Source organism: uncultured Microbacterium sp. (assembly GCF_945952435.1).
GTDB lineage: Bacteria > Actinomycetota > Actinomycetes > Actinomycetales > Microbacteriaceae > Microbacterium.
The window spans coordinates 28,539-48,893 of the sequence record NZ_CAMFHZ010000008.1 but is presented as its reverse complement, the minus strand read 5'-3'; the positions used below and the strand labels follow the sequence as shown (position 1 = coordinate 48,893).

At 72.0% G+C, this 20,355-nt stretch carries 15 protein-coding genes; 6 read left to right on the top strand and 9 right to left on the bottom strand.

Features of this window, described 5'->3' with window-relative positions; genetic code table 11:
• Positions 1-39: 39 nt before the first annotated feature.
• Together Q0P88_RS05925 and Q0P88_RS05920 are read right to left on the bottom strand one after the other, a co-directional pair.
• Complete coding sequence (locus Q0P88_RS05925) at positions 40-960, bottom strand: NYN domain-containing protein (protein WP_295012082.1); 921 nt, start codon at positions 958-960, stop codon at positions 40-42.
• 25 nt (positions 961-985) lie between these two features.
• The gene (locus Q0P88_RS05920; RefSeq protein ID WP_295012081.1) at positions 986-1,984 is read right to left on the bottom strand and encodes a Gfo/Idh/MocA family protein; all 999 of its coding nucleotides are present in this window, start codon (positions 1,982-1,984) and stop codon (positions 986-988) included.
• A 53-nt stretch (positions 1,985-2,037) separates the two neighbouring features.
• On the opposite strand from Q0P88_RS05920, the gene Q0P88_RS05915 reads away from it, so the two are divergent.
• Complete coding sequence (locus tag Q0P88_RS05915; RefSeq protein ID WP_295012079.1) at positions 2,038-2,910, top strand: sulfurtransferase; 873 nt, start codon at positions 2,038-2,040, stop codon at positions 2,908-2,910.
• Between the two features lie 9 nt (positions 2,911-2,919).
• Here Q0P88_RS05915 and Q0P88_RS05910 read toward each other — a convergent pair whose 3' ends face one another.
• From Q0P88_RS05910 to hrpA, 5 genes are all read right to left on the bottom strand, one after another.
• Complete coding sequence (locus Q0P88_RS05910) at positions 2,920-4,443, bottom strand: Mur ligase family protein (protein ID WP_295012078.1); 1,524 nt, start codon at positions 4,441-4,443, stop codon at positions 2,920-2,922.
• A gap of 43 nt (positions 4,444-4,486) precedes the next feature.
• Positions 4,487-5,305, bottom strand: coding sequence for a shikimate 5-dehydrogenase (locus Q0P88_RS05905; protein WP_295012076.1), 819 nt, complete (start codon positions 5,303-5,305; stop codon positions 4,487-4,489).
• Positions 5,306-5,328: 23 nt separating this feature from the next.
• Complete coding sequence (locus tag Q0P88_RS05900) at positions 5,329-6,654, bottom strand: O-acetylhomoserine aminocarboxypropyltransferase/cysteine synthase family protein (RefSeq protein WP_295012074.1); 1,326 nt, start codon at positions 6,652-6,654, stop codon at positions 5,329-5,331.
• 98 nt (positions 6,655-6,752) lie between these two features.
• Positions 6,753-7,700, bottom strand: a complete 948-nt coding sequence (locus Q0P88_RS05895; RefSeq protein ID WP_295012072.1) for an NADP-dependent oxidoreductase — start codon at positions 7,698-7,700, stop codon at positions 6,753-6,755.
• 45 nt (positions 7,701-7,745) lie between these two features.
• Positions 7,746-11,915 (bottom strand): ATP-dependent RNA helicase HrpA, encoded by a 4,170-nt coding sequence (gene hrpA, locus Q0P88_RS05890; RefSeq protein WP_295012070.1) that lies wholly within the window; start codon positions 11,913-11,915, stop codon positions 7,746-7,748.
• On the opposite strand from hrpA, the gene Q0P88_RS05885 reads away from it, so the two are divergent.
• From Q0P88_RS05885 to Q0P88_RS05865, 5 genes are all read left to right on the top strand, one after another.
• Positions 11,880-12,716 (top strand): aldo/keto reductase, encoded by an 837-nt coding sequence (locus Q0P88_RS05885; RefSeq protein WP_295012068.1) that lies wholly within the window; start codon positions 11,880-11,882, stop codon positions 12,714-12,716. The genes hrpA and Q0P88_RS05885 overlap by 36 nt on opposite strands.
• 10 nt (positions 12,717-12,726) lie before the next feature.
• Positions 12,727-14,496 (top strand): thioredoxin domain-containing protein, encoded by a 1,770-nt coding sequence (locus Q0P88_RS05880; protein ID WP_295012066.1) that lies wholly within the window; start codon positions 12,727-12,729, stop codon positions 14,494-14,496.
• A gap of 75 nt (positions 14,497-14,571) precedes the next feature.
• Complete coding sequence (locus tag Q0P88_RS05875; protein WP_363316500.1) at positions 14,572-15,825, top strand: histidinol-phosphate transaminase; 1,254 nt, start codon at positions 14,572-14,574, stop codon at positions 15,823-15,825.
• Positions 15,822-17,237, top strand: coding sequence for an amino acid permease (locus tag Q0P88_RS05870; RefSeq protein WP_295012062.1), 1,416 nt, complete (start codon positions 15,822-15,824; stop codon positions 17,235-17,237). Before Q0P88_RS05875 ends, Q0P88_RS05870 begins: the two co-directional genes overlap by 4 nt.
• A gap of 2 nt (positions 17,238-17,239) precedes the next feature.
• Positions 17,240-17,719 carry an Lrp/AsnC family transcriptional regulator gene (locus tag Q0P88_RS05865; RefSeq protein ID WP_295012060.1) on the top strand — a complete coding sequence of 160 codons (480 nt, stop codon included), beginning with the start codon at positions 17,240-17,242 and terminating at the stop codon, positions 17,717-17,719.
• Positions 17,720-17,754: 35 nt separating this feature from the next.
• Here Q0P88_RS05865 and Q0P88_RS05860 read toward each other — a convergent pair whose 3' ends face one another.
• The gene (locus Q0P88_RS05860) at positions 17,755-18,744 is read right to left on the bottom strand and encodes a magnesium transporter CorA family protein (RefSeq protein WP_295012058.1); all 990 of its coding nucleotides are present in this window, start codon (positions 18,742-18,744) and stop codon (positions 17,755-17,757) included.
• Positions 18,735-20,333, bottom strand: a complete 1,599-nt coding sequence (locus Q0P88_RS05855; protein ID WP_295012056.1) for a dolichyl-phosphate-mannose--protein mannosyltransferase — start codon at positions 20,331-20,333, stop codon at positions 18,735-18,737. Before Q0P88_RS05855 ends, Q0P88_RS05860 begins: the two co-directional genes overlap by 10 nt.
• Positions 20,334-20,355: the final 22 nt, after the last annotated feature.

Sequence of the window (20,355 nt, the reverse complement as noted above, 5' to 3'; positions counted from 1 at the left end):
ATGTTCAAAAAAATGAACTCCGGCCCTTGCCGGCCGGTTTCAGGCGTCGTCGCGGAGGCGGACGAGCCGCTCGTGACCCGACTCCTCGAGCTCGGCGATGTCGGCGCGGGACTTGAGGAACGCGTTGAACGAGCGATAGCCGAGGGACTTCTCGTTGAACGACGGGTCCATCCGGCGCATCTGCGTCTTCACGGCGGAGCTGTGCAGCCACTCGTCCGCGTCGCCCTTGTCGTGGCCGAGGCGCAGCGCGCGCTCGAGCGTCGCGGTCGCCTGGTCCTGCTCCGAGGTGCTCGGCTCGTCCTTCTCCGCCGCGGCGGCGGTGCGCGCCTGCTTGCGTGCGCTCTGCGCCTGCTTGCCCTGCTTCTTCGCCTCGGCCGCGGGGGCGGCCTGGATCCGGGCGACGCCGGGCAGGGCGTCGTACGTCTCGAACTCGTCGCAGGCCGCGGCGAGCGACTTCGCTGTGGAACCGGCCACGCCCACCCCGATCACGTAGCGCCCCAGCCGCTTGCAGCGCTGGGCGAGGGGTACGTAGTCGCTGTCGCCCGCGACGATCACGACGTGAGTGAGGTCGGGGAGGCGGAACATGTCCTCGACCGTGTCCACCGCGAGGCGGATGTCCGCGCCGTTCTTGGCGTAGGCCGCGGCGGGGAACAGCTGCACGAGGTCGACCGCGCGCGCCACGAGCTGCGAGCGGTACTCGGCGTTCACGGGCGACGACCAGTCGGCGTAGGCGCGGGTGAGGACGAGCGTGCCGAACGAGGAGGCGTAGTCGATGATCGCGCCCACGTCGACCATCGCCGCCCTCAGGCGCTCGGCCACTTCGGCATCGGCGGGGTCGTCCTGGATGCGCTGCCGGTCCTTGCTGTACGCGTTGCGCCCGTGCACCCGGTCGTACCAGGAGATGACGATGTTGTCGAAATCGAGGTAGACCGCCACACGGCTGTCCTGGGGCTCGGCCATGAGGGCTCCTTCTCCTTCTCCGACGTCAGTCGGTCTCGTCGGGGTAGCGCACCCCGATCTGTGCGCGGATCTCGTCCAGGAGCGCCATGATCGCGACGCTCTCGTCGACAGGCAGCAGATCGCTGTCGAGCGATCCGTCGGCCACGAAGCGCTCGGCGGCCTGCGCCTGGAACTGCATCCCGCGGCCTCCGCCGCGTCCGTCCATCCGGCCGTCGAACTCCTCCGCGACGGTGCCGTCGGGCAGGATCACCCGCAGCACGGTCGGGGAGTACCATACCCGTTCCAGTTCGGCCCTGGCCTCGGTGCCGACGACCACGGCCGCGTTCGGACCGGCGGCGCGCGAGGAGGACAGCGTCGTCGACACGGCGCCATCGGCATGCGTCATGACCGTCGCGACCTCGGTGTCCGCGCCGGTCTCGCCGAGCCGGCCCGCCGCCTGCACGGTCACCGGGGCGCCGAGGAGGTCGTGGACGAACGAGATCGGGTAGATCCCGAGGTCGAGTAGGGCGCCTCCGCCGAGTTCGAGCGCGTTCAGCCGGTGCGCCGGATCGCTCGGCAGGAGCTGCGTGTGATCTGCGGTGACGGCGCGCACCTCGCCGAGGGTGCCCGCGGCGATGATCTCGCGCAGGCGCACCATGTGCGGAAGGTAGCGGGTCCACATCGCCTCCATGACGAGCAGACCCTTCTCGCGACCGAGATCGGCGAGGTCCTGCGCCTGGTCGCGGTTCAGGGTGAACGCCTTCTCGACGAGGACGTGCTTGCCGTGCTCGAGCGCGAGGCGGGCATCGGCGTGGTGCATCGGGTGCGGGGTCGCCACATAGACGATGTCGACGTCGGGATCCGCGGCGAGCTCCTCGTAGGAACCGTGCGTGCGCGGGATGTCGAAGCGGGCGGCGAAGGCCTCCGCCGACGCCGTCGACCGCGATCCGACCGCGACGAGATCGAGACCCGCGGTGCGCAGGTCGGCGGCGAAGGCGGCGGCGATCCCGCCCGTGGCGAGGATCCCCCAGCGAAGTCCGGTCATGGGATCCAGCGTACGGGGTCCGCAGGGACTGACGAGGTGGGCAGAATGGAGCCATGTCCGCCGACGCCCTCCTCTCCGCGACCGAGCTGCGCGCGCTCCTCTCGCAGGACGCCCCGATCCGTGTGCTCGACGTGCGCTATCAGCTGGGCCGCACCGACGGCCGTGAGAGGTACCTCGCCGGCCATATCCCCGGAGCGGTGTTCGCGGACCTCGACGGCGAGCTCGCCGGTCACGGAGCCCCCTCCGACGGGCGCCACCCGCTTCCGTCCGATGCGCAGCTGCAGGATGCCGCCCGCCGCTGGGGGATCGATGCCGGACAGGTCGTCGTCGTGTACGACGACAGTCGCTCGCTCCCCGCCTCGCGGGCCTGGTGGGCGCTGAGCCGTGCGGGCGTCGCGGACGTGCGCGTGCTCGACGGAGGCCTGGCGGCCTGGCGGGACGCGGGAGGCGAGATCGAGGAGGGAGACGTCGAACCCGTCCCCGGCGACGTCGTGCTGACGAGTCCGGGGGACGACGACGTGCTCTCCACCGAGGACGTCGCACTGTGGACCGGGGTGCTGCTCGACGCGCGGGCTCCCGAACGGTTCCGTGGCGAGAGCGAGCCGATCGATCCCGTCGCCGGCCACATCCCCGGGGCGCGCAACCTGCCGATCGCGGAGGTCCTCACCGAGGACGGCCGCTTCCGCCGTCCGGAGGAGATCCTGGCCGCGTTCGAGCTGGCCGGTGCCGCCGAGAACATTCCGATCGCGGCATACTGCGGGTCCGGCGTCACCGCCGCCCAGCTGGCCCTCGCGGGTGCACTGATCGGGCGTGAGGTGACGATCTATCCCGGCTCCTGGAGCGCGTGGTCGAACACCCCCGGCGCACCGATCGAGACGGGGCCGGTCCCCGCCGAGACCGATCCGCTGGATCCCTCCGGGCGCTGACCGAACGGGTCAGAGGGCCTCGATGACCTCGCGGAGCACGTCGGGGTCGTACCACGGGATCTCGCCGCCGGCGAGGGCGTGGTAGCGCTCATGGCCCTTGCCGAGCACGACGACCGTGTCCTCCGGGCGGGCCATCCGCACCGCGGCTGCCATCGCCTCGCGGCGATCGGCGATCTCGGCGATCTCGACGACGCTGGACCGCGCGCCGTCGATGAGCGCGGCGCGGATCTCGGCGGGATCGTCGTCGTAGGGGTTGTCGTCGGTCACGATCAGCACGTCCGCGGACATCGCGGCGAAGCGGCCCATCATGCGGCGCTTGGCGGCGTCGCGGTTGCCGTTCGCGCCGAGCACGGCGATGAGGCGTCCCGCCGGTGAGGTCGTGCGGATCGCCCGCAGCGCCGCGTTGATGGCCTCCGGCTTGTGCGCGGAGTCGACGATCGCCGTGAACGGCTGCCCGAAGTCGAAGCGCTGCAGGCGTCCCTCGACGCTCGGCAGCGCGGCGATGCCGGGGGCGAGGCCGGCGAGATCCCTCCCGGACTCGGCGAGCGCCGCGACGGCGGCGAGGATGTTGTTCACGTTGAACGCGCCGGTGAGCCGGGTGGAGAAGCGCACGCGCTCCCCGTGTGGCGAGCGGATCACGAACTCGGATCCGTGCGCCCGCAGCACCACGTCCTCCGCACGCCAGTCGGCGTTCGGCGAGCCGCTCGCCGAGACCGTGCGCACGGGGATGGTCGCCTGCGCCGCGAGCACCCGCCCCCAGTGCGAGTCGACGTCCACGATGCCGACCTTCGCGTGCGCGGGGGTGAGCAGCAGCGCCTTCGCCGCGAAGTAGTCGGCCTGGGTCGGGTGGTAGTCGCGATGGTCGTGGCCGAGGTTGAGGAAGACGCCGGCGTCGAACGCAAACCCGTCGACCCTGCCGAGCACGAGGGCGTGGCTGGAGGCCTCGACGGCGACCGTCCCGAGCTGCTGCTCGCGCATGACCGCGAACATGGCCTGCAGCTCCGGCGCCTCGGGCGTCGTGAGCACGGGCGGGAAGAAGTCGTCGCCGACCGTCGTGCCGATGGATCCGATCGTCCCGGAGGTCTGCATCCCCGCCGCCGCCGCGACGTAGAAGGCGGTGGTCGTCTTGCCCTGCGTCCCCGTGATGCCGATGCTCGTCATCGCGCTCGCCGGATCGCGGTAGAGGAAGGCGGACGCGGGTCCCGCGGCGCGACGCGGATCCTCGACGACCACGGTCGGGACGTCCGCGGGCACCAGGGACGCACCCTCGGCGTCCGTGAGCACGGCGGCGGCTCCCGCGGCGACCGCCTGCGCGGCGAAGCGCGCCCCGTGGGAGCGCTCGCCCCTGATCCCGAGGAAGAGGTCGCCGGGCCGGACGTGGTCGGTCGCCAGGGCGACGCCGTGGAACGCCTGGTGCGGCTCGGCGGGAGGGGCGATGTCGAGGTGCGCGGCGAGATCGCCGAGGGTCGCCGTGAAGGTCTCGACGGGACGCGAATCCAGGCGCGGGGCGGGGTACTGCGAAGCGGAGGGCATGACCGTGCGATTCTACCGGCGCCTCCTGCACGCCCCGGCTGCGTCACGCCGCACGCATGAACTCCTCGGCGTCGCGCACCTGCTCGGCGGTCGGGCGGATGCCCGTGTAGAGCACGAACTGCTCGAGCGCCTGCAGCGTGGCGACCTCCGCCCCGGTGATGACGGTCGCCCCTGCCGCCCGTCCTGCCCGCACGAGAGGGGTCTCCGCGGGAAGGGCGACGACATCGAACACGACGGCGGCGGCGTCGATCGCGGAGGGCGGGAAGGACAGCTCCTCCGCCTCCGGGCCGCCCGCCATGCCGATCGGGGTGACGTTGACGAGGACGTCCGCGAGCAGCCCGCCGACGTCCGGCGCCCAGTCGAAGCCGTACAGCGCGGCGAGTGCGCGACCGGTGGCCTCGGTGCGGGCGACGATCGTGACGTCGGTGAAGCCCGCGTCGCGGAAGGCGGCCGCCGTCGCCTTCGCCATCCCGCCCGATCCCCGCAGCAGTACGGACGAACTCGTGTCGAGGCGGTTCCGGACGAGGAGCTCGGCGATCGCCGAGTAGTCGGTGTTGTACGCGGTGAGCACCCCGGCGTCGTTGACGATTGTGTTCACGGAGTCGATCGCGAGCGCGGACGGATCCATCCGGTCCACGAGGGCGATCACCTCCTCCTTGTAGGGCATCGATATCGCGCAGCCGCGGATGCCCAGTCCGCGCACCCCCGCGATCGCCTCCGCGAGGTCGGTGGGGGCGAACGCCTTGTAGATCCAGTTCAGGCCGAGGGACTCGTAGAGCCGGTTGTGGAACCTCGTGCCGTTGTTGCTCGGGCGCGCGGAGAGCGAGATGCACAGCGTCATGTCTTTGTCGAGGATCGGCACCGGATCAGCGTACCGAGGGTTGCTCAGAGTGCCGCGAGCGAGCGCTCCAGGTCAGCGAGCAGGTCGTCGGGATCCTCGATCCCGATCGAGAGCCGGATCGTCGTCGCCCCGATGCCGGCGGCGGCCCGCTGCGCCGCGGTCAGGTGCGAATGCGTCATGGAGGCGGGATGGGCGACGAGGGAGCGGGCATCGCCGATGTTGGCGACGAGCCGGACTATGCGGAGTCCGTCGACGAAGCGCTCGACGCGCTCCTGGTCCTCGTCCTCGTCGCCGCGGGACGCGAGGTCGATCGAGAAGACCGCGGGCGTGCCGTTCGGCAGGTACCGTGCGGCGAGATCATGCCAGGGGTTGTCGGCCAGGCCCGGATGGTGGACGGCTGCGACGCCCGGATGCGCGGCCAGCGCCCGGGCGATCCGCAGCGCCGAGGCGCTCTGGCGGGCGACGCGCAGGTCGAGCGTCTCGATGCCCTGCAGGATCTGATGCGCGTTGAAGGGCGAGAGCGATGGGCCGAGATCGTGCACGTACTTCGCCTTCACGAGCGTGGCGAAGGCGTAGCCCTGGCCGAACCGCTCCCAGAGGGACTGAGGTCCGAAGCGGTCCGCCTGAGCCGTGAACTGCGGCCAGCGTCCGGGGTCGGCGCCGAAGTCGAAGGTGCCGAGATCCACCGCGACGCCGCCGAGCGATCCGCCGTGGCCGCTCAGGTACTTTGTCGCGGAGTGCACCACGAAGTCGGCTCCGTGCTCGCCCGGACGCTGCAGGTACGGGGTGGTGACCGTGCTGTCGATCACGAGAGGGACGCCGGCGGCGTGTGCGACGTCGGCCACGGCGCGGACGTCGAGCACCTGGGCGACCGGATTGGCGACGGACTCGGCGAAGAAGAGCCGGGTGCGTTCGTGGGTTGCGGCGCGCCAGGCGTCGGGGTCGTCCTGATCGACGAACGTCACCGAGATGCCGAAGTCGTCCAGGGTGTCCTGGAGCAGGTCGACCGTCCCGCCGTAGAGCCGGTCGGCGGCCACGACATGGCCGCCCCGTCCGGCGAGGGCGAGGATCGTGACGGCCACGGCGGCCTGACCGCTCGCGACGGCGACGGCGGAGACGCCGCCTTCCAGCAGCGCCACCCGCTCCTCGAGGAGCTGCTGGGTCGGGCTCGCGTTGCGGCTGTAGATGTTCCCGACCTTGCGCAGGGCGAACAGGTCGCGCGCCTCGGCCAGGCTCGCGAACTCGTACGCGGCCGATTGGTACAGGGGCGGCACCGCGGTGTTCTGCGCAGTGCCCGGCGTATAGGCCGCCTGCACCTGCCTCGTGGCGAAACGGGTCTCTGGCGCGGTCGGACGGGCGGCATCGGTCACCGCACCATCCTGGGGGATCGGCCGCTCCGTCCGCGGGGTGTTTCCGACTGTTGCGCCGAAGCGGTCGCGCGACCGCGGCGCAGGGATCGGTCGCCGCCTCAGGGGCGCAGGACGATCTTGCCCCTCGTCGAGTGGTCCTCGATCAACCGATGCGCCTCCGCGGCCTCCGCGAGAGGCAGCTCGGGGCCGAACTCGACGGAGAAGCGTCCCTCTGCGATGAGCGCGATCGTCGCCGCGAGCGCCTCCGCGCGCCAGGCGAGCTCCTGCGCGGTCAGCGGATCCGGGCTTCCTCCGCTGAAGGCGCGGATCCCGAAGGACGCGGCGTCGGGTCCGCGCACGATCGTGGCGATCCGATCGCGGTCCTCGACGAGCGCGAGCGAGGACGCGATGGCCTCGTCGGTGCCCGCCGCGTCCAGCGCGACCGTGAGGGGGCGCCCGTCGGCCGCCTCCCGGATCCGCTCCTCGAGGCCGTCGCCGTAGCGGACGGGGATCGCGCCGAGCGCACGGAGCCGGTCGAAGGACGACGGGCTCCCTGTCGCGATCACCGTGGCCCCCCACGCCACCGCGAACTGGATCGCGGCCTGGCCCACGGCGCCCGATCCGGCGTGCACGAGCAGCAGGTCGCCGGCATGGACGTCGAGGGATTTGAGCGACTGGTAGGCGGTGCCTGCGGGGATCCCGAGGGCGGCGCCCTGCGCGGTGCTCACCGAGTCGGGGAGCACCGCGAGATGCGCGGCGGGGACGGTCAGCGCCGTCGCGTACGTCCCCCGGGTGTCGCGGATCGCGACGCGGTCGCCGACCGCGACCGCGTCGACGCCGGATCCGAGCGCGGTCACGACGCCGGCCCCGTCGAAGCCGACGTGCCGTGGCTCCACGATCGGAGGCAGCGGGCGCGCGCCGCTGCGCTGCTTCACGTCGATCGGGTTGACGCCGGCCGCCTCGATCCGCACGACGACCTCGCCGGCGCCCGCCACGGGATCGGGCACCTCCACGAGGGTGAGGACCTCCGGTCCGCCGATCTCGGTCTGCACGATCGCCTGAGCCATGCCCCCAGGCTACGGCCCCGTGAGGGGCGTCGGGCGCGTGGCCGTCTACGCCCCGGCCAGCGCCTTCACGATGCGCTGCGGGGAGACCGGCTGCGCCGTGCCGAGACGCTGTGCGAACAGGCTGATCCGGTACTCCTCCAGCAGCCAGCGCACCTCCACGAGCCGCGGCTCGGCGGTGCGGGGAAGCGGGATCGTGCCGCCGGCGTCCGTGAACTGCTGCACCATCCGCTCGTATTCCGTCATCCGGGTGCGGTCCTTGCCCGGGGCGTCCGCGAGCGTGCGCAGCCGGTCCAGGATCCCGTCGAGATAGCGGAGGTAGTGGGCGAGACGGTCGGTTCCCGCCATCGAGACGAACCCGTTCGGCAGCAGCCCGGCGAGCTGCCCGCGGACGTCGTTGAGCGGACCGAGGAGGGCGAGCGAGTTCTGTCCCTTCATCGCCCGTTCCACCTCCCGGGAGCGGGCCAGGATCTTGGCGACGAGCGAGACGAGGGAGAACAGCTCGTCGACGACCGTCGCGGACACCGCCTCGCGGACCCGCGTGAACTCGACCTCGCTGCGGACCACACCGGTCGTCGGGGAGGGCGTCGAGGGGCCGGTCAGGCGGTCGATCGCCGCGCGGGCGACCGCCGTCCGCGCATCCTCGATCAGCTCCGCGACGTTCGGATAGGGGGAGGCTGCGAGCGCGAGCTTCTCGGCGCTCGTCAGGTGCTGCTGCACGTACGAGGCGGGGGAGGGGATCCCCAGCAGGACGAGCCGCAGCACGCCCTCCCTGGTCGCGGCGAGCGCGGCATCCGCCGTCGCCTCCATCCGCAGGGAGACGCTGCGGCCCCGATCCACGAGCGCGGGGTAGCCGCGGACGACGCCGCCGGCGACGCGCGTGTCGAGCACGTCGGGGAGTTCGCCGAGATCCCAGGCGGTGATCCCGTCGCGCTGACTCGGTGCCGCCGCGGTCTCCGACGCCGAGGCGACGGCCGCCGCTCCCCGACGTCGCCCGCGTCCCGTGCCGGTGTCGCCGCCGCGCTCGATCGACCGGGCGACGCTCGCACGCGACCGGTCCGCGAGCTCCCGCTGCAGGGCTCCGAGATCCCGGCCGGATCCGACCACGCGACCGCGCTCGTCCACCGCCCGGAAGTTCATGAGCAGATGCGCCGGCACGCGCTCCCGATCGAAGTCGTCCGCCGTGACCCTCTGGTTCGCGAGCGGCTGGATGAGGCGGGCGAGGGCTTCGCGCAGGCTCCGCGGGGGGAGGCCGTCGTGCGCCTCGGGGCCGTCCTCGGCGAGCTCGGCACCGAACTTCTCCGCCCAGTCGGCCGCGGGGACCACATGCCGGCGCACCGTCTTCGGGAGCGCCCGCAGCAGGGCGGTCACGAGCTCGGCCCTGAGGCCGCGGACCTGCCAGTCGAAGCCGGCATCCTTCACCTGCTGGAGCAGCGCGAGCGGAATGACCGCGCTGACCCCGTCGTCCGGGGCCCCGGGGTCGAACCGGTAGGCGAGTCCGAGCACCTGATCGCCCTGCGACCACCGGGTCGGGAACTCCTGCCCGTCGGCGCGATCCGCGTCGTCGAGCAGGTCGCCCTCGCGCATCACGAGCAGGCGCGGTGTGGCGGTCATCGCCTCGCGCCACCATGCCTCGAAGGAACGGACGTCGAAGACGTCGGCGGGGATCCGCTGATCGTAGAAGCGGAACACTGCCTCGTCGCCGACGAGGATGTCCCTGCGCCGCTCCCTCTCCTCGAGCTTCTCCAGACGGCGGCGCAGCTCGGCGTTGCTGCGCCAGAACGCCGAAACGCGCTTGTCGATCCTGCTCGGATCCCACTCGCCCTCCACGAGCGCGTGGCGCAGGAAGAGCTCGCGCGCCCCGGGACGGTCGATCCGTGCGAACGACACCCGCCGGCGCGGCACGATCTCGAGACCGAACAGCGTCACCTTCTCGAACGCGACCGCGGCCCCCGCGTCCTTCGACCAGTGCGGCTCGGAGACCTGGCGTTTGGCGAGATCGCCCGCGAGCGCCTCCGCCCACGCCGGATCGATCGCGGCGGCCGTGCGTGCGTAGGTGCGCGAGGTCTCCACGATCTCCGCCGCCATGACGGCGCGCGGCGCCTTCTTGCGCAGCGCGGATCCGGGGAAGAGGGAGAACCGGATGCCGCGCGCGCCGCGGTACTCGGTGTTGCGGCGCTTCTGTTCCCTCCCGCCGGACGGCCCCGCCTTGGCGAGGGTGCGCTCGTCGAGCACGCCGATCTGGCTGAGCAGCCCCGCGAGGATCGCGCGATGGATCGCATCCGGGTCCGCCGTGCCCTGCTCGTCCGCCCGTGCGCCCTTCGGCGTGAGCGTGCGCAATTGGCGGTGCACGTCGAACCACTCGCGCACCCGGACATAGTTCAGATGCTCGGCGCGGCAGAGCCGGCGGAACGCGCTGGAGCCCAGCTCGCGCTGCTGCTCGCGCAGGTGGTTCCAGAGGTTGAGGAGGGTGAGGAAGTCGCTCGTGGGGTCGGCGAAGCGCGCGTGCAGGCGCTCCGCCTCGTCGCGGACGCCCTGCGGCGCGTCGGCGGACGGTCGCTCGCGGACGTCCTGGATCGACAGTCCGGCGACGATCGCGAGGACCGGCGGGACCACGCCCGTCCTGGTCGCCTCCACGAGCATGCGGGCGAAACGGGGGTCGATCGGCATGCGGGCGATGTCGCGGCCGATCCGGGTGAGGGACGGGGAGTCGCCCGGCGTCCTGGCCGTCCTGACCGCGCCGAGCTCGGTGAGCAGCTCGATTGCCGAGCGCACGTCGCGGGATCCGGGCGGGGTGAGGAAGGGGAACTCCGCGATGTCGCCGAAGCCGAGGGAGAGCATCTGCAGCACCACGGAGGCGAGGGAGGTGCGCAGGATCTCCGGCTCGGTGAACTCGGGGCGCCGGTCGAAGTCGTCCTCGCCGTAGAGACGGATCGCGATTCCGGGGCTCGTGCGCCCCGCGCGTCCGGAGCGCTGATTGGCGGACGCCTGGGAGACCGCCTCGATCGGCAGCTGCTGCACCTTGGAGCGGTTGCTGTACCGGGAGATGCGCGCGGTGCCGGTGTCGATGACGTACTTGATCCCGGGGACGGTGAGGCTCGTCTCGGCGACGTTCGTCGCCAGCACGACCCGGCGTCGCAGCCCCGCCACGGTGGACGGCTCGAAGACGCGGTGCTGCTCGGCGGCGGAGAGGCGGCCGTAGAGCGGCAGCACCTCGACCAGCGCGGTCTGAGAGCGGTAGGCGCCGCGGATGGCGTCGGCCGCATCCCGGATCTCGGCCTCGCCGGGGAGGAAGACCAGCACGTCGCCGCGCTCCTCGCGGTCCAGCTCCCGCAGCGCGGCGACGATCGCGGAGACCTCGTCCTCCGGCTCGCCCTCGGTCGCCCGCCGCCCCTGGGCAGGACGCAGGACTTTCCGGGGCGGGTGCGGGCCCCCGCGGGGGGTCTGCACCGGATTCTCCTGCGTCGTGTGCGACGTCGTGTCGGAAAGGGGCTGCTCGTCGACGAGCGGGCGATAGCGGATCTCGACCGGGTAGGTCCGTCCGGAGACCTCGATGACCGGCGCGGGCTCGCCGTCCGCGTCGGCGAAGTGCTTCGCGAAACTGTGCGGATCGATCGTCGCGGACGTGATGACGACCTTCAGATCCGGCCGTTCCGGCAGGATCCGGCGCAGGTAGCCCAGGAGGAAGTCGACGTTGAGGGAGCGCTCGTGGGCCTCGTCGATGATGATCGTGTCGTAGCGGCGCAGCAGCCGGTCCCGGTGGATCTCGTTGAGCAGGATCCCGTCGGTCATCAGGGCGATGCGGGTCTCGTCGGACACCTGGTCCGTGAAGCGCACCTTGTACCCGACGAGGCCGCCGAGCGGCACCCGGAGCTCCTCCGCCACGCGCTCGGCGATCGTGCGGGCCGCGAGCCGGCGGGGCTGGGTGTGCGCGATCCGCTCCCGGCCCAGGTCGAGCAGGATCTTCGGCAGCTGCGTCGTCTTCCCGGATCCGGTCGCCCCGGCGACGACGACCACCTGATGGTCGCGGATCGCGGCGGCGATCTCCTCGCGCGCGGCACTGACCGGCAGTTCCGGCGGATAGGAGATCACGGGCGCAGACATAGCCCTCCAGCTTATCGCCCCGCACCCGTCACGTCGCCCCCCGGTCGCGCCCCGTGCGGGCGTCCTAGGGTGGAGGACATGACGATCCCCGACATCACGCTGAACGACGGCCACACCATCCCCCAGCTCGGATACGGGGTGTTCAAGGTCGATCCGGCCGACACCGAGCGCACCGTGAGCGAGGCGCTGGAGATCGGCTACCGCCACATCGACACGGCCGCGATCTACGGCAACGAGTCCGGCGTGGGGGCGGCGATCGCGGCCAGCGGCATCCCGCGGGACGAGCTGTTCATCACCACCAAGCTCTGGAACGACCGCCACGACGGCGACGAGCCGGATGCTGCGATCGCGGAGAGTCTCGACAAGCTCGGCCTCGACCACGTCGACCTCTACCTGGTGCACTGGCCGACCCCGGCGAAGGACAACTACGTGCACGCCTGGGAGAAGGTCGTGTCGATCCGCGATCGGGGCCTGGCCCGTTCCGCCGGCGTCTCGAACTTCCTCGTCCCGCACCTCGAGCGCATCGTCGCGGAGGTCGGGGTCACCCCCGCCGTCGACCAGATCGAGCTGCATCCCGCCTACCAGCAGCGCGATGTCGTCTCGTGGGCGCGCGACCACGGCGTGAAGATCGAGGCGTGGGGCCCGCTCGGCCAGGGCAAGTACGACCTCTTCGGCACCCCGGCCGTCGCCGAGGCCGCGGCCGCCCACGGCAAGACCCCCGCGCAGGTCGTGCTGCGCTGGCACCTCCAGCACGGCAACATCGTGTTCCCGAAGTCCGTGCGCGCCGAGCGACTGCGCGAGAACCTCGATCTGTTCGACTTCGCGCTGAGCGACGTCGAGATCGCGGCGATCGACGCCCTCGACCCGGGCGACGGCTCGGGACGGGTCGCGTCGCACCCCGACGAGGTGAACTGACCCCACGGCCATGACGAACCGGCTCGCGACGACGGGAAGCCCCTACCTGCGGGCGCACGCCGAGAACCCCGTGGACTGGTTCCCCTGGGGCGAGGAGGCCTTCGCCGAGGCGCGTCGGCGCGACGTGCCCGTGCTCGTCTCGATCGGCTACTCGACCTGCCACTGGTGCCACGTGATGGCGCGCGAGTCGTTCTCGGATCCCGCGGTCGCCGCGGAGATCGATCGGGACTTCGTGGCGATCAAGGTCGACCGCGAGGAGCATCCCGACGTCGATGCGGCCTATCTGGCCGCCGCGTCCGCGTTCACCCCGCACCTGGGCTGGCCGCTCACCGTGTTCGCGACGCCGGAGGGGCGCACGTTCCACGCCGGGACGTACTTCCCTCCGGTCGCCCGCGGCGGCGTGCCGTCCTTCCGCACCGTGCTGGCGGCCGTGCGCGAGGCGTGGACGGAGCGCCGCGCCGAGGTCGACGCGCAGGCCGGGGCGGTGGCCGCGGCGCTCGCCGAGGAGGCGGCGGCGGAACCCGGGGACGTGCCCGACGTCGAGGCGCTCGCGACGGCGGCGGAGGCGATCGCCGAGCGGGAGGATCCGCTGTTCGGAGGGTTCGGCGGAGCGCCGAAGTTCCCCGTCGCGACCACGCTGCGCTTCCTCCAGGCGGCCCGCCGCGACGACGTGGTGCAGCGCGCGCTCGCCGCGATGGCGTCCTCGGAGCTCCACGACGAGGGCGGCGGCTTCTTCCGTTACGCCACGCAGCGCGACTGGACGGTTCCGCACTATGAGCGCATGCTCACGGACAACGCCCAGCTGCTCGAGGTCGCGCTCGACGCGGGTCGGCACGATCTCGTCCGCGGCATCGCCGCCTTCCTGCTCGGCACGCTCCGTCGCCCGGGCGGAGGGTTCGGCGCTGCGCAGGACTCCGAGAGCGTCGTCGCGGGGGAGCGCAGCGAGGGCGGGTACTACCGTCTGCCGCTCGCCGAGCGCGCAGACGCGGCAGCCCCTGCGGTGGACGGCAAGGTCATCACCGGCTGGAACGGCCTCGCGATCGGCGCCCTCGCCCGCGCGGGCGCGGTCCTGGGCGAACCAGGATGGATCGCGGCGGCGGCGGACGCGGCACGCGCCGTGCTGCGGACGAACCGTGACGCGGCGGGGCGGCTCGTCCGCGCGTCGCTCGACGGGGTCGCCTCCTCCGCGGTCGCCGCGACGTCGGATCTCGGACTGCTCGCGGACGGGCTGTTCGCGCTCGCGTCCGCGACAGGCGAGGTGTCCTGGGCGCGCACGGCGCTCGACATCCTTCAGAGTGAGCCTGAGCCGGATCCGGTCCTCGCGGCGCAGGGGATCGCCGGCGCCGAGGACGAGACCGACGGCGATCTCCCCTCGGGAGGCTCCGCGATCGCCGCGGCGTCGCTCACGGCGTGGCGCCTCGGCGCCGGGGACGAGCATCGCGCGCGGGCGCAGCGGCTCGTGGAGAGCCGCGCGGTGCGGGCGCTCGCCCAGCCGTTCGGATCGGGCGCGATCCTCCGCGTGGCGGACGGCCTCGCGCGCCCGCCCCGTCAGCTCGTGGTGGTGACGGAGGATCCGGACGGGCCGCTCGCCGCGGCGGCCCGTCTTGCCGAGGCGGACACGACCGTGGTCGTGACCCCCGCGCAGGCGGCGGCCTGGAGCGCTGCCGGCTTCGCGCTCCTCGACGATCGCGCGGGCCGCGAGGGTGTGATCTATGACTGCACCGGTTTCGCCTGCCGCCTGCCGATCACGGATCCCGCGCAGCTGATGCCTCGACGTTGAGATCAGGGGCGTGGAGATCAGGGGCGTGGAGTACAGCGGCGTTGAGACCAGGCGTCCGGCGAATAACCGGACAGAATGTATCCTGTTCCCGCGGAATCGATCGACAGACTGAGCGTGCTGCGCAGTCGGATCTGGTCCGTTTGCCCAGTGGGCCAGCGTGCGGATACAGTGACCGGGCGCCACCGTCGGCGCCCCCCCGATGCAAGGACGCACTCGATGACACACCCCGTTCCCGCGCTCCCGGTGAACCCGAGGCTTCACGCGGTGCCCGCCTACCGACAGGGTCGCTCCGCCCCGTCCGGCGCCTCCAAGCTGTCCTCGAACGAGTCGCCCCATCCGCCGCTCGCCTCGGTGCGCGCGGCCGTGCAGGAACGCCTCGACGGCATCCACCGCTACCCGCAGATGAGCGCGCCGGAGGTCATCGGCCGACTCGCGCAGCGCTACGGCGTGGATCCCAGCCTGGTCACGGTCGGCGCGGGCTCCGTCGAGCTCGCCGCGCAGCTCATCCATGCGACCGCAGGGGAGGGGGACGAGGTGATCTTCGCCTGGCGTTCCTTCGAGGCGTACCCGTCCCTCGTGCGGATCGCCGGCGCGGAGCCGGTCATGGTGCCGCTCGACGCGGAACACCGGCACGACCTCGACGCGATGCTCGACGCGATCACGCCCCGCACGCGACTCGTCTTCGTCTGCAACCCGAACAACCCCACCGGCTCGGTCGTCGGCGCCGCGGAGCTGGAGAGGTTCGTGGACGCGGTGCCGCGCGACGTGCTCGTCGTGATCGACGAGGCCTACGTGCACTTCGACGGGACCGAGTACACCCCGCGCGCGGACGCCGGGGAGCGGGTCCGCGGCGCCGGCCTCGAGCTCTTCCGCCGCTTCCCGCACGTGGCCGTGCTGCACACGTTCTCCAAGGCCTACGGCCTCGCGGGGCTGCGGATCGGCTACGCGCTCGCACCGGCCATGATCGCGGAGAACCAGCGCAAGGCCGCCGTCCCGTTCGGCGTGACCGACCTCGCCCAGGCCGCCGCGGTCGCGTCGCTCGACGCCGAGGAGGAGCTCGCGGCGCGCATCGCGGAGGTCGTCGCGCAGCGCGATCGACTGCACGGCCTGCTCCTCGCCGCGGGATGGCCCGCCGTCCGCTCGGAGGCCAATTTCGTGTGGGTCCCCGCGGGCGACCGCACCGCGGAGCTGGACGAACTGCTGAACGCGGGCGGCGTCGTCGCCCGCTCCTTCCCCGGCGAGGGCGTGCGGATCTCCGCCGGTTCCGCCGAAGACGTCGACCGCGTCGCCGCCGCTCTGGCGGACGCCCCCGAGGAGACCCGCGCATGACCACCGAGGTTCCGCTCACCACGACCACCACCAAGGGCCTGCACCCGGGGCTGACCCGCCGCCAGATCTCGATGATGGGCCTCGGCGGCGCGATCGGCGCCGGCCTGTTCGTCGGTTCGGGGCAGGCCATCGGCATCGCCGGCCCCGCCGTGATCGTCTCCTACCTCGTCGCGGGCACGATCGTCGTGCTGGTGATGGCGATGCTCGCGGAGATGGTCGCCGCCAACCCCTCCTCCGGCGCCTTCAGCTCCTACGCCCAGAAGGCGATGGGCCGCAGCGTCGGGAGCGCGGTCGGCTGGCTGTACTGGATCCAGCTCGTCGTCGTGATCGCCGCGGAGGCCACGGGCGCCGCCGGGATCGTCGCGCATCGCTTCCCCGGGCTTCCCGAATGGGCGTGGGTGCTGCTCTTCGTGCTCGCGCTCACGATCGTGAACCTGCTCGGGGTGCGCAACTACGGCCGGTTCGAGTTCTGGTTCGCCGCGATCAAGGTCGCCGCGATCATCGCGTTCCTGGTCGTCGGCGTGCTCGCGATCGTCGGTCTGATCCCCGGCACGCCCGCGACCGGCGTGGGCAACCTCGTCGATCAGGGCGGTTTCGCCCCCACCGGCATCGCCGGGATCGCGGGTGCCCTGCTCATCGTGGTGTTCGCGTTCGGCGGCACCGAGGTCGTCGCGATCGCGGCGGCCGAGTCGGACGACCCCGCGCGCAACATCAGCCGGATCGTGCGCCAGGTGATGGTGCGCATCCTGGTCTTCTACGTCGGATCCATCTTCGTGATCGTCGCGGTGCTGCCGTGGAACTCGAAGGAGGTTCTCGCGGGGCCCTTCTCCGCCGTGCTGGATACCCTGAAGATCCCCGGCGTGGGTCTCGTGATGGACCTCATCGTCATCGTGGCGCTGCTGTCGGCCATGAACGCCAACATCTACGGCGCCTCCCGGATGGCGTTCTCGCTGGGCGAGCGCGGTCTCGCTCCGCTCGCGCTCACCCGGACGAGCATCGCGGGCGTCCCCCGCGTCGCCGTGCTGGCGTCGGTGGCGTTCAGCTTCGTCACGGTGATCCTGAACTGGATCTGGCCCGAGCAGGTGCTTCCCACTCTGCTGAACGTGGTGGGATCCACGCTGCTGGTGATGTGGACGGCGACCGCGGTCACGCAGCTGATCCTGCGCCGCCGCGCCGACGCCGAGGGCATTGCGCTGCCGATGCGCATGTGGGGCTTCCCGTGGCTCTCGATCGTCACCCTCGTGCTGCTGGGCGCCGTGATCGTGCTCACCATGTTCGACACCGGCGCGCGCACGCAGCTGCTGCTCACGATCGGCCTCACCGTGGTGCTGCTCGTGGTGGCGCGCCTCACCCGCGGCCTGTCCCGTCCCGGCGTTCTCAAGGACGGCGCGGACGACGTGTTCCGGAGCTGACGATGCGCATCGATGCCCTCGACGCGGCTCTGATCCGGCTGCTCACCGAGCATCCGCAGCTGCCGGTGCTCGAATGCGCTCGGCGGCTCGGCGTGGCCAGGGGGACGGTCACGAGCCGGCTCGCGCGGCTGCACGAGAACGGCGTGATCGAGGGCGTCGTCCCGCGTGTGGATGCCCGCGGCCTCGGGTTCGCGTTGACCGCCTTCTGTCAGGTGGAGATCGATCAGAAGATCGGGCACGACGACGTCGCCTCCGCCCTCGCCGAGGCGATCCCTGAGATCGTCGACCTCTACACCGTCACCGGCGCGAACGATCTGCAGTTGCGGCTCGTCGCGCACGATGCCGAACGGCTCCAGGGCGTGCTCGACCGGATCGCCCTCGTCCCGGGCGTCGCCCGCACCGCCTCGGCGATCGCGCTGCGCACGCACCTCTCCGGTCGGGTCCTGCCGCTCGTCGACCTCGCCGCCGACGCGCACCCCTGACCGGTGCAGTCCTGGCCGCTGGGCGAGGACCCGGGTCAGCCGTCGTCGCCGGTCCAGCCGCGACGGCGGAAATACCACCACATGAGCCCGGCCGAGACCGCCATCGAGCCCAGGCCGAGGACGAGGAACGACCACGGCCCGGTCAGCACGTGTCCGGTGAGCCAGTCGAAGTTCATCCCGAAGAAGCCGGTGAGGAAGCTCAACGGCAGGAAGATGGACGCCACGATGGCGAGCTGCTTCGACGTCTCGCCCTGCCGGTTGGCGACGGTCGACAGGTAGAGATCGGTGCAGCCCGCCACCATCTCGTGGTGACCGTCCAGCTCGTCGGTGATCCGGATGAGGTGATCGTAGACGTCCCGGAAGTAGTCGTGCCCGTCGCCCTCGAGTCCGGCCAGGTCGGAGATGACGTCGGCCTGCCGGGCGAACAGATCGCGCATCGGCACGACGACCCGGCGCAGCGTCAGCAACAGCCGTTTGAGCCGGAACGTCTCCTGGAGCTCGCGCTTGCCCGCCCCCGCCACGATGGCGTCCTCCAGGGCGTTGATCTCCTCGTCGAGATCCGCCAGGACGGGGAAGTAGCTGTCGACCACGACGTCGATGACCTTGTAGACGTAGTAGCGCTCCGTCTTCGGCGCCGTCGAGCTCTCCAACAGCGTGCGCACCTGGCGCAGGTCCGTGAACCGGTCTCCGTGCACGGTGACGATGTAGTCGCCGCTGAGATGGCAGTGCACCTCGACGAGCGGGTGGTCGTTCTCGTCCTCCGGCTCCCGGCCGACCGCGGCCTGCAGCACGAGCAGGGCCGTCTCGTCGTACATGTCGAGCTTGGGGCGCTGGCCCATCCGCTGGGTGTCCTCGATCGCCAGGGGATGCCAGCCGAGGGCCGTGCCAAGGCTTTGCACGTCCTCGGCCGAGGGATCGACGAGGTCGAGCCAGAAGAACTGCTGCGCGCTGCGCAGCTGCGCGATGAGCGACTCGTCGATCGCGTCGAGGATGCGCATGGTGCCGTGTCCGCCCGTCAGATCCATGACGGCATCCAGTTGTGCAGCTGCCAGAACCAGAACGGGACGGGAAGACCCACCCACAGCGGGAGGTAGAACGCGGACACGAGCAGGATCAGCACGACGATCACGAGGACCGTCCGCTGCCCCGACTGGCGGCGGTGCCGGAGATCCGATGCCGTGCCGGCGATGTCGCGCAGAGCGAGCACGAGGGACAGGATGAGGAACGGCGCGATCAGGACCGTGTAGAACTGGAAGATCGTGCGCTCGGGGAACGCGAGCCAGGGCAGGTAGGTCGCCGCGATCCCGACGAGCGGCACCACCCGGGCCCAGGGCACCCGACGGCGCCGCACGAGGTCGCGGGCGATGCGGACGATCAGGTAGACCGCCGCCGCGACGCCCAGATACCAGATCAGGGGATTCGGGATCGAGGTGATCGTTCCGATGCACCGCTCGGCCCCGAAGCACGGCGCGTCCTGGCCGCCCACCCAGAACGCGGTGGGGCGCAGCAGCATCGGCCACTGCCACGCCGGACTCGCGTAGGGGTGTGACGCGGTCAGCCCCACGTGGAACGCCAGGATGTCCTGGTGGTAGCGCAGCCAGGAGGCGAGAGCGTTCGCGGAGGCGTGCCGGTCGTAGCCGCCGGAGGTCGCGAACCAGCCCGTCCAGCTCGCTGCGTAGACGAGAGCGGCGACGGGCACGAGCAGCAGGAAGGACACGGGCCCCTGTCGCAGCACGGCGTCGGCGGGCCAGACCGCGACGCCCGCTCGGCGGCGGGCGAGGGCGTCGGCGACGACGAGGAAGATCCCCGCCGCGGCGAGCACATACGCGCCAGACCACTTCACGGCGCAGGCGGCGCCGAAGGCGGCCCCCGCGGCGATCACCCAGGGCCGCCTCCAGAGCACGCGGCCCCAGAGCGGTTGCCGCTCGCTGGTTCCGTGGAACGTGGGATCCTCGAGGAGCGGCATCGCACGTCGGCGGTCGAGGAGGAGGAAGAGGAACCCGAGGAGGACGAAGAACGTGAGGATCCCGTCGAGCAGGCCGATCCGCGACAGCACGATGCCGAGGCCGTCCACGGCGAGGAAGAGGCCGGCGAGCGTGGCCACCGTGACCGAGCGGGTCAGCTCGCGCGCGATGAGGGAGATGACGAGCACGCTGAGGGTGCCGATCACCGCCGTCGCGATCCGCCAGCCGAAGCTCGAACCGGGACCGAACGCCCCGATCCCCAGGGCGATCAGCCACTTGCCCAGCGGCGGGTGGACGACGAACGCGCCCGCGGTACCGAGCGCGCTCGTGTCGCCCCGGGCGAAAAGCGCGTTCGCGTCGTTCTGCCAGACGCCCTCGTAGCCCTGCACCCACAGCGACCAGGCGTCCTTGACGTAGTAGGTCTCGTCGAACACGAGCGTGTGCGGGTGGCCGAGCCCGACGATGCGCAGCACCGCGGCGAGCAGGGTCACGAGCGTCGGCGCGAGCCACGAGAGCAGACGCCGCCGGGCGGGGTCGTCGCTCCACGCGTCCCGCACGCGCTCCCAGCCGGTCGGCCGAGGATCGTGCACGATGTCGGCGCCGGCGGTGCGCGGAATCTCGCCGGGGACGGGCAGCAGGGGCGCGGTCACCGCACCAGCCTATGCTGGGCGG

Bases quoted from the DNA above. Each gene is read 5' to 3' on its own strand.
- Q0P88_RS05880 (WP_295012066.1), top strand. From the start codon at position 12,727: ATGACGAACCGGCTCGCGACGACGGGAAGCCCCTACCTGCGGGCGCAC.
- Q0P88_RS05915 (WP_295012079.1), top strand. From the start codon at position 2,038: ATGTCCGCCGACGCCCTCCTCTCCGCGACCGAGCTGCGCGCGCTCCTC.
- Q0P88_RS05910 (WP_295012078.1), bottom strand. From the start codon at position 4,443: ATGCCCTCCGCTTCGCAGTACCCCGCCCCGCGCCTGGATTCGCGTCCC.
- Q0P88_RS05895 (WP_295012072.1), bottom strand. From the start codon at position 7,700: ATGGCTCAGGCGATCGTGCAGACCGAGATCGGCGGACCGGAGGTCCTC.
- Q0P88_RS05925 (WP_295012082.1), bottom strand. From the start codon at position 960: ATGGCCGAGCCCCAGGACAGCCGTGTGGCGGTCTACCTCGATTTCGAC.
- Q0P88_RS05860 (WP_295012058.1), bottom strand. From the start codon at position 18,744: ATGGATCTGACGGGCGGACACGGCACCATGCGCATCCTCGACGCGATC.
- Q0P88_RS05885 (WP_295012068.1), top strand. From the start codon at position 11,880: ATGACGATCCCCGACATCACGCTGAACGACGGCCACACCATCCCCCAG.
- Q0P88_RS05870 (WP_295012062.1), top strand. From the start codon at position 15,822: ATGACCACCGAGGTTCCGCTCACCACGACCACCACCAAGGGCCTGCAC.
- Q0P88_RS05920 (WP_295012081.1), bottom strand. From the start codon at position 1,984: ATGACCGGACTTCGCTGGGGGATCCTCGCCACGGGCGGGATCGCCGCC.
- Q0P88_RS05865 (WP_295012060.1), top strand. From the start codon at position 17,240: ATGCGCATCGATGCCCTCGACGCGGCTCTGATCCGGCTGCTCACCGAG.
- Q0P88_RS05875 (WP_363316500.1), top strand. From the start codon at position 14,572: ATGTATCCTGTTCCCGCGGAATCGATCGACAGACTGAGCGTGCTGCGC.